Annotated in this window: 13 protein-coding genes; 8 read left to right on the forward strand and 5 right to left on the reverse strand. The window is 58.2% G+C overall.

From position 1 onward, the window contains the following. Positions 1–44 precede the first annotated feature (44 nt). Positions 45–236, reverse strand: coding sequence for a hypothetical protein (locus ACXPVS_RS10415; protein ID WP_458509848.1), 192 nt, complete (start codon positions 234–236; stop codon positions 45–47). A gap of 68 nt (positions 237–304) precedes the next feature. Next, positions 305–892 carry an LOG family protein gene (locus tag ACXPVS_RS10420; protein WP_458509849.1) on the reverse strand — a complete coding sequence of 196 codons (588 nt, stop codon included), beginning with the start codon at positions 890–892 and terminating at the stop codon, positions 305–307. Positions 893–1,235: 343 nt separating this feature from the next. Between ACXPVS_RS10420 and azu the strand changes: the two genes are divergently transcribed. Beyond that, entirely contained in the window at positions 1,236–1,682 is a 447-nt protein-coding gene (gene azu / locus ACXPVS_RS10425) for an azurin (protein ID WP_458509850.1), read from the forward strand. A gap of 65 nt (positions 1,683–1,747) precedes the next feature. Here the strand turns inward: azu and nadE are convergent, their stop codons facing one another. From nadE to ACXPVS_RS10440, 3 genes are all read right to left on the reverse strand, one after another. Next, positions 1,748–2,575: an ammonia-dependent NAD(+) synthetase gene (gene nadE / locus ACXPVS_RS10430; protein ID WP_458509851.1), complete on the reverse strand. Its 828-nt coding sequence runs from the start codon at positions 2,573–2,575 to the stop codon at positions 1,748–1,750. Between the two features lie 4 nt (positions 2,576–2,579). Continuing rightward, complete coding sequence (gene pncB, locus ACXPVS_RS10435) at positions 2,580–3,815, reverse strand: nicotinate phosphoribosyltransferase (protein WP_458509852.1); 1,236 nt, start codon at positions 3,813–3,815, stop codon at positions 2,580–2,582. A gap of 117 nt (positions 3,816–3,932) precedes the next feature. Next, complete coding sequence (locus ACXPVS_RS10440; RefSeq protein WP_458509853.1) at positions 3,933–4,835, reverse strand: LysR family transcriptional regulator; 903 nt, start codon at positions 4,833–4,835, stop codon at positions 3,933–3,935. 174 nt (positions 4,836–5,009) lie between these two features. Here ACXPVS_RS10440 and amaB point away from each other — a divergent pair, with 174 nt between their 5' ends. From amaB to ACXPVS_RS10475, 7 genes are all read left to right on the forward strand, one after another. Continuing rightward, positions 5,010–6,500, forward strand: a complete 1,491-nt coding sequence (amaB, locus tag ACXPVS_RS10445) for an L-piperidine-6-carboxylate dehydrogenase (RefSeq protein WP_458509854.1) — start codon at positions 5,010–5,012, stop codon at positions 6,498–6,500. Between the two features lie 93 nt (positions 6,501–6,593). Continuing rightward, positions 6,594–7,877, forward strand: a complete 1,284-nt coding sequence (gene amaA, locus ACXPVS_RS10450) for an L-pipecolate oxidase (RefSeq protein ID WP_458509855.1) — start codon at positions 6,594–6,596, stop codon at positions 7,875–7,877. A gap of 363 nt (positions 7,878–8,240) precedes the next feature. Next, positions 8,241–9,374 (forward strand): branched-chain amino acid ABC transporter substrate-binding protein, encoded by a 1,134-nt coding sequence (locus tag ACXPVS_RS10455; protein ID WP_458509856.1) that lies wholly within the window; start codon positions 8,241–8,243, stop codon positions 9,372–9,374. A 170-nt stretch (positions 9,375–9,544) separates the two neighbouring features. After that, the gene (locus tag ACXPVS_RS10460; protein ID WP_458509857.1) at positions 9,545–10,459 is read left to right on the forward strand and encodes an ABC transporter permease subunit; all 915 of its coding nucleotides are present in this window, start codon (positions 9,545–9,547) and stop codon (positions 10,457–10,459) included. Between the two features lie 3 nt (positions 10,460–10,462). Further along, entirely contained in the window at positions 10,463–11,746 is a 1,284-nt protein-coding gene (livM, locus tag ACXPVS_RS10465; protein WP_458509858.1) for a high-affinity branched-chain amino acid ABC transporter permease LivM, read from the forward strand. Continuing rightward, positions 11,743–12,618 (forward strand): ABC transporter ATP-binding protein, encoded by an 876-nt coding sequence (locus tag ACXPVS_RS10470; RefSeq protein WP_458509859.1) that lies wholly within the window; start codon positions 11,743–11,745, stop codon positions 12,616–12,618. The genes livM and ACXPVS_RS10470 overlap by 4 nt, the downstream gene beginning before the upstream one ends. After that, positions 12,615–13,331, forward strand: coding sequence for an ABC transporter ATP-binding protein (locus tag ACXPVS_RS10475; RefSeq protein WP_458509860.1), 717 nt, complete (start codon positions 12,615–12,617; stop codon positions 13,329–13,331). Before ACXPVS_RS10470 ends, ACXPVS_RS10475 begins: the two co-directional genes overlap by 4 nt. Positions 13,332–13,877: the final 546 nt, after the last annotated feature.

The following is a 13,877-nucleotide window of genomic DNA, read 5'->3' on the forward strand; positions in this document are numbered from 1 at the left end:
CACAGATCCGGTGGGCCTGATCAGATCATCGGGCCCTGAGGGTCTCAGGCGTCGGGCGCCTGATCTTTCGGTGCTTCAATATCATCTTCTGCGGCCACTTCACCTTCTGCATCCGGGTTCAGTGCGGCGGCTTCTTCTTCAGCTGTAGCTTTCTTGCGCTGAAGCTTTTCCTCTTTCTTCTGCTCCTTGGCCAAGTCTCTCTGACGTTTGGCGAAGGAATAATTGGGTTTAGCCATGGGCGATCCTCTGGGGTCGAAGGTGAGGTTGAGCGGCGCGTATTCTGCCCTGTATCGATGCCCAGCCGTTAGCTGGGTTTTTGCTCGATCCACTTTGGCACCACTGTCGGCTGCCAGGCGTCCAATACATCGAGCAGCGATTGCGGCGATTCGCTCACTTGCAGCATGTCACGGTGCGGTTCGCGAACGAAGCCTTCGCCGACGATATGATCGAGAAAAGACGTCAATTTGCTGTAGAAACCGTTCACTTCCAGCAGCCCGAGCGGTTTGCCGTGGTAGCCGAGTTGGCCCCAGGTCCAGACTTCGAACAGCTCTTCCAGCGTGCCCAGGCCGCCGGGCAGGGCGATAAAGGCGTCACTGAGCTCGGCCATCCGCGCCTTGCGCGCATGCATGCCGTCGACCACTTCCAGGCGAGTCAGGCCGCTGTGACCGATTTCCTTGTCTTTGAGGCTTTGCGGGATGATCCCGATCACTTCTGCGCCGGCCGCCAGCGCAGCATCGGCGACGATGCCCATCAGCCCGACGGCACCGCCGCCATAGACCAGCGTCAGCTTACGCTCGGCCAATGCTCGCCCCAAGGCGACAGCCGCTTCACGATAAGCCGGGTTGGTGCCGGTGCTGGCACCGCAAAATACACAGACGGACGCTAAAGTCATGCCTTACTCCATGGTCAGGATGGCCACAGAGTAAAGGCAGGCACGCGGCGTTCCAAGGTCTACACTTCGCGTTCAGGTGTTTCACAGGTTCCGCTGGCGCCACAGGCGTAGGCGGCGAGCAAACTGCGCAACAGGCTGTTAAGAAACATGACTGACGCTCCAGATGGGTGAGGACGACCTGATGATAGGGCCGCCCCGGACGTCTGGCTGGTAGATTGTTTCGATAGGTGTCATAGCCCGAAAGTTGTATACAGTTTTTGATTCAGGTCATAGGAACTTGCGACGTTTTCAGGCAGTCTTCTGTCCATTCGCACGTTTGTTAACCCTGCCTTGGAGATTCACCATGTTTGCCAAACTTGTTGCAGTATCCCTGCTGACACTGGCCAGCAGCCAATTGATGGCTGCCGAGTGCAAGGTCACTGTCGACTCGACTGACCAGATGTCCTTCGATACCAAGGAAATCAGCATCGACAAGAGCTGCAAGACGTTCACCGTGGAGCTGAAACACTCCGGCAACCTGCCGAAAAATGTCATGGGCCATAACTGGGTGCTGAGCAAAGAGGCTGACATGCAGCCGATCGCCACCGCGGGCCTGGCCGCAGGCATCGAAAAGAACTACTTGCCGGAAGGTGACGCGCGCGTCATCGCCCACACCAAAATCATCGGTGCCAAGGAAACCGACTCGGTGACCTTCGACGTATCGAAGCTCGATGCTGCCGAGAAGTACGGTTTCTTCTGCTCGTTCCCTGGCCACATCTCGATGATGAAAGGCACTGTTGTCCTGAAGTAATCCAATCGTTCGCATAAAAAAAGCGTCCATCTGGACGCTTTTTTTGTGTCTGTCTGTTCGCTCAATCAAGGCGCGAACGGCATCACACGCTTGTGATGAGTCTTCTTATACGTGTCACAAATAATCTTGAACGCCTCATCACGCACCGGCTCGCCGTGCAGGAAGGCGTCGATCTCGGCGTAGGTCACGCCGTGGGACGCTTCATCCGGTTTGCCGGGCGACAGGTCTTCAAGGTCGGCCGTCGGGATTTTTTCCACCAGCGACTCCGGCGCGCCGAAGCTGCGGGCGATGTCCCGGACCTGATTTTTCACCAGGCCGCTCAGTGGCGCCACGTCGCACGCGCCATCACCGAATTTGGTAAAGAAGCCCATCACCGCTTCCGCCGCGTGGTCAGTGCCGATCACCAGGCCATGGGCCGCGCCGGCGATGGTGTATTGGGCGACCATGCGCATCCGCGCCTTGGTGTTGCCGAGCACGAAATCCACCGAGACTGCATGCTTGCCTTCAAAAGCCGCGACTTCACTGGCCAGGGCTTTGACCGCCGGGCCGATGTTCACGGTGTGGCGCTCGTCCGGGGCGATGAAATCGACCGAGGCCTGGGCGTCGTGTTCGTCGAACTGGGTTTCGTATGGCAGGCGCACAGCGATGAACTTGTAGCTGTTGTCGTCGGTGCGTGTGCGCAGTTCGCGCATGGCACGCTGGGCCAGCAGGCCGGCGGTCAGGGAATCGACGCCACCGCTGATGCCGAGCACCAGGGTCTTGAGCCCGGAATTGACCAGGCAATCCTGGATGAAGGTAATCCGCCGGGCGACTTCAGCCTCGAGGGCGGTCAGGTCGGCGAACGGCGGCTGGACCTTGAGCTGTTCAGCAATCTCACGCTGTTCGGCTTGCATGAATTCACTCCTTGCTAGATGTGCTTGATGTGCTGGAAAGGGCGACAGGTACTTTGAAAACGTGTCGCAAATAGGCGACGAAATTCGGGTCTTTGCAGTGAGTCTTGCCAGGCTCATCAGAAATCTTTGCGACGGGCTGGCCGTTGCAGGCGGCCATTTTAAGCACGATGCTCATCGGTTCAACACCCGGAATATCGCACGTCAGGTTGGTGCCGATGCCAAAGCTGACATTGATCCGGCCGCGCAGCGCTCGAAAAATCTCCAGGGAGTTGGGTAGCGTCAGGCTGTCGGAGAACACCAGCGTCTTGCTCATCGGGTCGATGCCGAGCTTGTGGTAATGGGCAATGGCCTTTTCCGCCCAGAGCAACGGATCACCGGAATCATGGCGCAGGCCGTCAAACAGCTTGGCGAAGTACAGGTCGAAATCGTTGAGAAAGGCATCCGTGGTGATGCAATCGGTGAGGGCGATCCCCAATAGGCCGCGGTACTCGCGGACCCAGCAGTCGAGTGCGGCAATCTGACTGTCGATCAGCCGGGGGCCGAGTTGCTGATGGGCCATGATCCATTCGTGGGCCATGGTGCCCAACGGCTTCATGTCCAGCTCCCGTGAAAGGTGCACGTTGCTGGTGCCGACAAAACGACCGGGGAAATCGTGCTTGAGCACGTTCACCACTTCTTCCTGCACGCGGTACGAGAAGCGACGACGAGTGCCGAAGTCGGCGACCTGCAATTCGGACAATTCCTCCGCGCTGGCGTTGGCGGTGAGCCAGTCGAACTTGCGGTAGAGCTGCTCACGCGCCTGTTCCAGGACAACTTCACGGTAGCGATAGCGGTTGCGCACTTCGCTGACGATGGACAGCAGCGGCACTTCGAACAGGATCACGTGCAGCCATGGCCCGCGCAGGCGGATGAACAGTTCGCCGTTTTCGATACCCGTGTGGACGTAGCGCAGATTGAAGCGGAACAACCCGAGAAAGCGCAGGAAATCCGGCTTCATGAAGCTGATGCGCTCCATGAAACTCAATTGATCGGCGCTCAGGCTCAACTCGGCAAGGCGCTCGATCTGGAAGCGGATTTCAGCCAGGTACGGGCGCAAATCTTCACTGTTACGGCAACGAAACTCCCATTCGACTTCCACATTCGGGTAGTTGTGCAGCACCGCCTGCATCATCGTCAGTTTGTAGAAGTCGGTGTCGAGCAGGTTCTGCACGATGCGATCGCCAAACACGCTCTCGCTCATAACGGGGTTCTCCAGGCTGGCCGCGGCCCGTGGCAGCGACGTTGCAGCTGTTTCAAGGAATGGGGTTAGTGGCGCATATCAGTGGTGGGGATTGCCAGCGATTTTTTTCGCAGGCGATCAGGCCGTGCGACTATCAATCTGCTCCAACATCCACTTCACAAAATCCCGCACTTTCGGCACTTCGGCTGAATGCTCCGGATACGCCAGGTAATAGGCATCGGTGCTGGGCATTGCGTGCTGCCAGGGTATGACCAGTTTGCCGTCGGCCAATTCCTCTTCCACTAGAAACCGCGGCAACAGCGCTACACCGCAGCCTACCTGGGCTGCGCGGATACACATGTAAAAGGTTTCGAAACGCGGGCCGTGGTAGCTGTGTTCGGTGTGGTAGCCCTGACTGTCAAACCAGTCGTGCCAGGCCTGGGGCCGGGAGGCGTTTTGCAGCAGGACCAGGTCGGTGAGTTGCGTAGGATCGGTGAGCGGCGTGTCCGGCTGACTGCCCGGTGCGCAGACGGGCACCAACTCTTCGCTGAACAGCTTCAGGCATTCAGCGCCGGGGCGTGAGCCCTGGCCGAAGTAGAACGCCAGGTCGCTGCGGCCTTGCAGCAGATCGTCGGCTTCCTGTTCACTGCACAGGTCCAGATGGATCGAGGGATGGCGCAGACGCCAGCCTTTCAGGCGGGGCACTAGCCAGCGAGCGCCGAAGGTCGGAGGCGTCGAGACGCGCAGGACTTCGGTTTCACCTCCGTAGGAGCGCAGGTAGTGGGTCGACATCTCGACCTGCGTGAGGATTTTTCTTACCTCCACCAGATACAAATCACCGGCCGGGGTCATTTGCAGGCGACGGCGTACCCGGCGGAACAACAGGTGCTGCAGCAATTCTTCGAGTTGCGCGACCTGTTTGCTGACAGCGCTCTGGGTCAGGTTCAGCTCTTCAGCCGCCCGGGTGAAGCTCAAATGCCGTGTTACGGCCTCAAAACACTGCAGCGCAGTGATCGACGGCAAGTAGCGTTTATTCAGCATGGGTTGTCCTTTTTCTTGTTTCTTTCTTACCAGCAATTCACAGCATGAATAAACGGAATGATATCTCTCTTAAAGGTCGTTTGTTGGGTAACGTCGGGAGCGCTAAAACTACAGGCCTCATCAGCCGAATGAATCCGGCTGCACGTTTTCTGTTTTTCGCTTGAGGAGTGACCCATGGTTGCCGCATTGCTTGATCGTCTTGGTGTTAACCCGGCCCTGTACCAGAACGGCAAAGTGCCGGTGCATTCGCCGATCGATGGCAGCCAGATCGCCGCAGTGAACTGGGAAGGCGCCGCTGAAGTCGAGCAGCACATCAGTCGTGCAGATCATGCGTTCGAATTGTGGCGCAAGGTCCCGGCGCCGCGCCGTGGTGAATTGGTGCGTCAATTGGGCGACATCTTGCGCGAATACAAGGCCGACCTCGGCGAACTGGTGTCCTGGGAAGCCGGCAAGATCACTCAGGAAGGTCTGGGTGAAGTTCAGGAAATGATCGACATCTGCGATTTCGCCGTCGGCCTGTCCCGTCAGTTGTACGGTCTGACCATCGCTTCCGAGCGTCCTGGCCACCACATGCGCGAAACCTGGCACCCGCTGGGCGTCGTTGGCGTCATCAGCGCGTTCAACTTCCCGGTTGCGGTCTGGGCCTGGAACACCGCGCTGGCATTGGTCTGCGGCAACCCGGTGATCTGGAAGCCATCGGAGAAAACCCCGCTGACCGCCCTGGCCTGCCAGGCGCTGTTCGACCGCGTACTGAAGAACTTCAGCGACGCGCCTGCGCACCTGAGCCAAGTCATCATTGGCGGTCGTGATGCCGGCGAAGCCCTGGTCGATGATCCGCGTGTCGCGCTGATTAGCGCTACCGGCAGCACCCGCATGGGTCGCGAAGTGGCGCCGAAAATCGCCGCACGCTTCGCTCGCAGCATTCTGGAACTGGGCGGCAACAACGCAATGATCCTCGGCCCAAGCGCCGACCTGGACATGGCCGTACGAGCAATCCTGTTCAGCGCCGTCGGCACTGCCGGTCAGCGTTGCACCACGCTGCGTCGCCTGATTGCCCATGAATCGGTGAAAGAAGAAATCGTCACCCGCCTGAAAGCGGCGTACTCCAAAGTGCGTATCGGCAACCCACTGGAAGGCAATCTGATTGGTCCACTGATCGACAAGCACAGCTTCGAAAACATGCAGGACGCGCTGGAGCAGGCCTTGAGCGAAGGCGGCCGGGTGTTCGGCGGCAAGCGTCAACTGGAAGACAAATTCCCTAATGCTTATTACGTCTCGCCGGCCATTGTTGAAATGCCGGAGCAGAGCGATGTGGTCTGCAGCGAAACCTTCGCGCCGATTCTGTACGTGGTGGGTTACAAGGCATTCGACGAAGCGCTGCGCCTGAACAACGCCGTGCCACAAGGCCTGTCGTCGTGCATCTTCACCACTGACGTGCGGGAAGCCGAGCAGTTCATGTCGGCGGTGGGCAGCGACTGCGGGATTGCCAACGTCAACATCGGCCCGAGCGGCGCGGAGATCGGCGGGGCGTTTGGCGGTGAGAAAGAAACGGGCGGCGGTCGTGAATCCGGCTCCGATGCATGGCGCGGCTACATGCGCCGTCAGACCAACACCGTGAACTATTCGCTGGAGTTGCCGTTGGCCCAGGGCATTACGTTCGATTAAACACAGTTCTTGAACCCATGAAGAACCCTGTGGGAGCAAGCTCGCTCCCACAATGAATGGTGTGTTGGTTAGGTTTCTGATTGGAGTCTGGCAATGCCGTTACGCGAAGAGTGTCTGTGGGAAAAACTGACGCCGCAAAGGCCTGACAATGCGGCGCTCAAGGGCGAGGTGACGGTGGATGTCTGCGTCATCGGCGCCGGTTTCACCGGTCTGTCAGCGGCGGTGCATCTGCTGGAAAAAGGCAAAAGTGTCTGTGTACTGGAAGCCCATCGCGCCGGTCATGGCGGTTCGGGGCGCAACGTCGGGCTGGTCAATGCCGGGATGTGGATTCCACCGGACGAGATCGAAGCCGGATTCGGCGAGGCGGTCGGCAGTCAGCTTAATCGCATGCTCGGTGCAGCACCGTCCCTGGTGTTCAGCCTTGTGGATAAGTACAACATCGATTGCCAGTTACGCCGTGAAGGCACGTTGCACATGGCGCACAACGCCCGTGGCGAAGCGGATTTGCGCAGTCGTGAAGAACAATGGAAACGTCGTGGCGCGCCGGTCGAACTGCTGACCGGCCAGGCCTGCGAACAAGCAACGGGCACCAAAAAGATTGCCGCTGCACTGCTTGATCGGCGTGCCGGCACGATCAACCCAATGGCCTACACGACGGGGCTGGCCAGCGCGGCCATCGGTCTCGGCGGTCAGTTGTTCGATCATTCCCCGGTGACCCGACTCGAACGTCAGGGTCAGCGCTGGTCGGTACACACCGCTCAGGGTTCGGTGCTTGCCGAGCAAGTCGTAATTGCCTCTAACGCCTACACCGAAGGTGACTGGACGCAATTGCGGCGCAACTTCTTCCCCGGTTATTACTATCAAGTGGCGTCGGTCCCGCTTACCGAAGAGGCTGCGCAGCAAATTCTCCCGGGTGGCCAGGGTTCATGGGACACCCGCCAGGTCCTCAGCAGTGTTCGTCGGGATAAGGACGGTCGTCTGCTGCTAGGCAGTCTCGGTAATGGCAATCAGAAACCGACCTGGTTCCTTAAAGCGTGGGCCGACCGGGTTCAGCAGCACTATTTTCCGTATCTCAAACCGGTGGAATGGGAGTGCACCTGGACCGGTTGCATTGCCTTCACCCCCGATCATTTGATGCGTTTGTTTGAGCCGGCGCCCGGTTTAGTGGCCGTCACCGGTTACAACGGCCGAGGGGTCACTACTGGCACTGTCGTCGGCAAAGCCTTTGCCGATTATCTGTGTGACGGAAATCCTCAAGCACTGCCGATTCCCTTTGCGCCCATGCAGCCATTGGCGGGCGTGGGGTTGCGCAGTTGTCTGTACGAGGCCGGATTTTCGCTGTATCACGCAGGCCAGTGCCTGCGGATCGTTATTTGATTGTTGAAATTTGTTGCTGAAAGCGGCGCTTTTTCGCGCAGCGACTAGCCTGTAAAAGGTGCGGGTTGTAGCAGTTTCGCACCAGCAGTGTGCACTTCGGTGACGCACGTTGTTACAGGCTGGTTGCACGTCGTTTGGCGCTGCGGTTGCAATGATGGCTCGCTCTGGTTGCGCCTTTAAAAATAAATGGTTTCACCTTCCGCGGTTTAGACGGTTGCACGCCCAATGAAAATGGGATCAAAACAGTCGAAATAACAATAAAGCAGCGACTTTTTTCAGAATAAAAAACCGATGGCACGGCCCTTGCTCTAAGCATTCAGGAAGTCGCAGTGCCAACTAAAAAAAACCTTGGAGCACCACCTCATGTCCCAGACGTTTTACAAGAAAGGCTTTCTGGCCCTCGCAGTGGCAACTGCGTTGGGTGTTTCTGCTTTTGCACACGCTGATGTGAAAATCGGTGTGGCGGGACCGATGACAGGCGCCAACGCGGCATTTGGCGAGCAGTACATGAAGGGGGCGCAGGCTGCGGCCGATGCGGTCAACGCAGCGGGCGGCGTAAACGGGGAAAAAATCATACTGGTCAAAGGCGATGACGCCTGCGAACCGAAACAGGCTGTAACGGTCGCCAAGGACCTGACCAACCAGAAAGTCGCTGGCGTAGTCGGTCACTTCTGTTCCTCCTCGACGATCCCGGCTTCGGAGATCTACGACGAAGCGGGCATCATCGCGATCACTCCAGGCTCCACCAACCCACAGGTTACCGAGCGCGGCCTGGCTGCCATGTTCCGTATGTGCGGTCGTGACGACCAGCAAGGCATTGTGGCCGGCGACTACATCGTCGACGTGCTCAAAGGCAAGAAAGTCGTGGTTCTGCACGACAAAGACACCTACGGCCAAGGTCTGGCGGACGCCACCAAGGCGCAACTGCTCAAGCGCGGCGTAACGCCGGTGCTGTACGAAGGCCTGACCCGCGGCGAAAAAGACTTCAGCGCCGTGGTGACCAAGATCCGTGCGGCCGGTGCCGACGTAGTCTACTTCGGCGGTTTGCACCCGGAAGCCGGCCCATTGGTTCGCCAACTGCGTGAACAGGGCCTCAAAGACGTCAAGTTCATGTCTGATGACGGCATCGTGACCGACGAACTGGTGACCACCGCCGGTGGCCCGCAGAACGTTGATGGCGTGTACATGACCTTCGGCGCCGACCCACGCCTGCTGCCCGACAGCAAGACGGTAGTGGATGAGTTCCGTAAAAATGGCACCGAGCCTGAAGGCTACACCCTGTACGCCTACGCTTCGGTCCAGGCTCTGGCAGCGGCCTTCAATGGCGCCAAGTCCAACAAGGGCGAGGAAGCTGCCAAATGGCTGAAAGCCAACAAGGTCCAAACCGTGATGGGCGAGAAGACCTGGGACGCCAAGGGCGACCTGAAAGTCTCCGACTACGTGGTTTACCAGTGGGACAAGGACGGCAAATACCACCAACTGGAAAAACAGAAGTGATATGAACTGCTGATTGCCCGGGGTTTCGTGCGCCGGGCACTCAATCAACATGTCCGTGCAGTACCTGTCTTTTCTCGTAGAGCTGCACACAACCGTGTTGCGCCGGCGGCTGAACCCCGGTCCGTCGTACACGGCTTTTGTGCAGTCTCTCAAATGCGTGAGATTGCGTTATGGATGGTATTTTCCTGCAGCAACTGGTCAACGGCCTGACCCTCGGGTCGGTCTATGGCCTGATCGCCATCGGCTACACAATGGTCTATGGCATCATCGGCATGATCAACTTCGCCCACGGCGAGGTTTACATGATTTCCGCTTACCTCGCGGCGATCAGTCTGGCTCTGCTGGCTTACTTCGGTATTGAATCCTTCCCTCTGCTGATGCTCGGCACATTGATCTTCACCATCATCGTCACGGCGGTGTATGGCTGGGTCATCGAGCGCGTTGCCTACAAACCGTTGCGCAACTCTACGCGACTGGCACCGCTGATCAGCGCCATCGGTATTTCGTTGATCCTGCAAAACTATGCACAGATCGCCCAGGGCGCCCGCCAACAGGGTGTACCCACATTGCTGACCGGTGCGTGGCGAGTTGACATCGGAACCGGCTTCGTCCAGCTCACCTACACCAAGATCTTCATTCTGGTCGCAGCGTTTGCCGGGATGGCCCTGCTGACCTACATCATCAAGTACACCAAGCTCGGCCGTATGTGCCGCGCCACCCAGCAAGACCGCAAGATGGCCTCGATCCTGGGGATCAACACCGACCGGGTGATTTCCTACGTGTTCATCATCGGTGCAGCGATGGCGGCCCTGGCCGGCGTGCTGATTACCATGAACTACGGCACGTTCGACTTCTACGCAGGCTTCATCATCGGGATCAAAGCGTTCACTGCCGCAGTACTCGGCGGGATCGGTTCGCTGCCGGGCGCCATGCTTGGCGGGATTATTCTGGGGATCTCCGAATCACTGTTCTCAGGTTTGGTGAACTCGGACTACAAAGACGTTTTCAGCTTCTCGCTGCTCGTTCTTGTTCTGGTCTTTCGGCCTCAAGGCCTGCTCGGCCGTCCTCTTGTGTCGAAGGTGTAAGCGATGTCTTCAACCACTAAAAAAACCATTGATCTCAAAAAAAGCCTGGTTGACGCGATTCTTGCGGGCCTTGTGGCCCTGATTGTGTTCGGCCCGATTGTCGGCGTGGTCCTCGACGGCTACGACTTCAACCTGGAAACGACCCGGGTGGCTTGGATTGTCGCCATCGTCATGGCCGGCCGCTTCGCCTTGAGCCTGTTCTTGCAAACCCCCAAGGGTCTGAAAATTCTTGAAGGCTTTGAAAGCACCAGCTCCGGGGTGCATGTTCTGCCGCCCGATTATAAAACCCGGTTGCGCTGGATCATCCCACTGGTGATCGTCATCGCCGTGGTGTTCCCGTTTTTCTCCAACTCGTACCTGCTGGGTGTGGTCATCCTCGGGCTGATCTATGTATTGCTGGGCCTGGGGCTGAACATCGTGGTCGGCCTGGCCGGCCTGCTCGACCTCGGCTACGTGGCGTTCTACGCCATCGGTGCCTATGGGCTCGCACTCGGTTATCAATACCTGGGGCTGGGTTTCTGGACGGTGCTGCCACTGGCGGCGATCACGGCGGGGCTGGCCGGTTGCATCCTCGGTTTTCCGGTGCTGCGTCTGCACGGCGACTACCTGGCGATCGTGACCCTGGGTTTCGGTGAAATCATCCGGTTGATCCTCAATAACTGGCTGTCCCTGACCGGCGGCCCGAATGGCATGGCCGCTCCGTTGCCAACGTTTTTCGGCATCGAATTCGGTAAAAGGGCGAAAGAGGGCGGGGTGCCGTTCCATGAGTACTTTGGCATCGCCTATAACCCGGACGTGAAGTACTACTTTATCTACGCGGTGTTGTTCCTGGTGGTATTGCTCGTATTGCATGTCAAGCACCGCTTGACTCGCATGCCGGTCGGTCGCGCCTGGGAGGCCTTGCGTGAAGATGAAATCGCTTGCCGCTCCATGGGCCTGAACCACGTACTGGTCAAGCTTTCGGCGTTCACCATCGGTGCATCGACGGCCGGTCTGGCCGGTGTGTTTTTCGCCACCTATCAAGGCTTCGTCAACCCGACCTCGTTCACCTTCTTCGAATCGGCATTGATCCTCGCCATCGTGGTACTCGGCGGTATGGGCTCGACCATCGGCGTGGTGATTGCGGCATTCGTGCTGACCGTCGCCCCGGAACTGCTGCGTGGCTTCGCGGAATATCGCGTGCTGCTGTTCGGCATCCTGATGGTGTTGATGATGATCTGGCGACCGCGCGGCCTGATTCGGGTCAGCCGTACCGGTGTGACCCCGCGCAAAGGAGTAGCGCCATGAGCGAAGTCGTACTCTCGGTAGAGAAGCTGATGATGCACTTCGGCGGCATCAAGGCGTTGAACGATGTCAGTCTGAAGGTCAAGCGCAACTCGATCTTCGCCCTGATCGGCCCCAATGGCGCCGGCAAGACCACCGTGTTCAACTGCCTGACCGGGTTCTACAAGGCCTCGGGCGGCAAGATCGAACTCAACGTGCGTGGTGAGCAAACCAACGTTATCAAGCTGTTGGGCGAATCGTTCAAACCAACCGATTTCGTCTCGCCGAAATCCTTTGTCAGTCGGATGTACTACAAGATGTTCGGCGGAACCCACCTGGTGAATCGTGCCGGCCTGGCGAGGACGTTCCAGAACATTCGCCTGTTCAAGGAAATGTCGGTGCTGGAAAACCTGCTGGTGGCCCAACACATGTGGATCAACCGCAGCATGCTGGCCGGGATCCTCAACACCAAGGGTTATCGCAAAGCCGAAAGCGATGCGCTGGACCACGCGTTCTACTGGCTGGAGGTGGTGGACCTGGTGGATTGCGCCAACCGTCTGGCCGGTGAACTGTCCTACGGCCAGCAACGTCGTCTGGAAATTGCCCGGGCCATGTGCACCCGGCCGCAGATCATTTGCCTCGACGAACCGGCCGCCGGCCTCAACCCTCAGGAAACCGAAGCGCTGAGCGCGATGATCCGGCTGCTGCGCGACGAGCACGATCTGACCGTGGTGCTGATCGAACACGACATGGGCATGGTAATGAGCATTTCCGACCACATCGTGGTGCTGGACCACGGCATCGTCATCGCCGAGGGCGGCCCTGACGCGATTCGTAACGATCCGAAAGTGATTGCGGCCTACCTGGGCGCCGATGAAGAGGAAGTGGTGCTATGAGCCAACCCATCCTCGAACTGAAGGAACTGGACGTGTTTTACGGGCCGATCCAGGCCCTGAAAAAAGTCTCGCTGCACATCAATGAAGGTGAAACGGTCAGCCTGATCGGTTCCAACGGCGCCGGTAAATCGACCCTGTTGATGTCGATCTTTGGCCAGCCACGGGCGGCTGACGGGCAGATCATTTATCAGGGTGTGAATATCACTCAAAAGTCGTCCCACTACATCGCGTCCCACGGCATCGCTCAATCGCCGGAAGGCCGGCGGGTGTTCCCCGACATGACTGTCGAGGAAAACCTGCTGATGGGCACCATCCCTATCGGTGACAAGTACGCCAAGGAAGACATGCAACGTATGTTTGAGTTGTTCCCGCGACTCGAAGAGCGGCGCAACCAGCGGGCGATGACCATGTCCGGCGGCGAGCAGCAAATGCTCGCCATCGCCCGTGCGTTGATGAGCCGGCCGAAACTGCTGTTGCTTGACGAGCCGAGCCTGGGCCTGGCACCGATTGTGGTGAAACAGATCTTCGCGACCCTGCGGGAACTGGCCAAGACCGGCATGACCATCTTCCTGGTAGAGCAGAACGCCAACCACGCCCTCAAACTGTCGGACCGGGCGTACGTGATGGTCAACGGCGAAATCCGCCTCACGGGCACCGGCAAGGAGCTGCTGGTTAACGAGGAAGTGCGTAACGCCTATCTCGGCGGCCACTAAACGGCTGAGCACATAAAAAACGCCCTGGCGCATTCACGTCAGGGCGTTTTTTTATGTCGGTCATAAAGATTTTTGAAATTGTGGAAAACAATATTCACAAGCTCTCAAACCGCGACATAAAGCCGCTGCAAATAGTTGTTTTGTCACGGTTTTGACTTGTCCCCGTTTGCTGTGGAACTGGCTGTGAATAACGTGGGAGTAGCTGGCTGAAAGCCTTTGAAACCGTGGCTTGCAGAGATGTGGTTGTTTTTTGATCAGGCGTTTTTGCAAGACTGCGAGCGGGCTTTGTCAACCTTTTTGTTGGTGACGAAAACGGACCGAAATGGAGTGCGGCGGCCTGTGGATAAGTCTGTGGTTAAACTCTGGAAAGACTCGGCTGAAGGCCGTAGTTACTGGCTTGGCGCCATCGTCGGTATGACCGGTCAATCGTGCAAAATGCCACGGGCTACACAGCCGGCGTTCCAGGGTCAAGCAAAAAAATTTCCAATTTGCCCGCAAAGCCTTGTGTGCAGCGGCTTGCAGCATTTCCACTTGCCCCCGGAAACT

The organism is Pseudomonas sp. Ma2-10 (assembly GCF_054330215.1).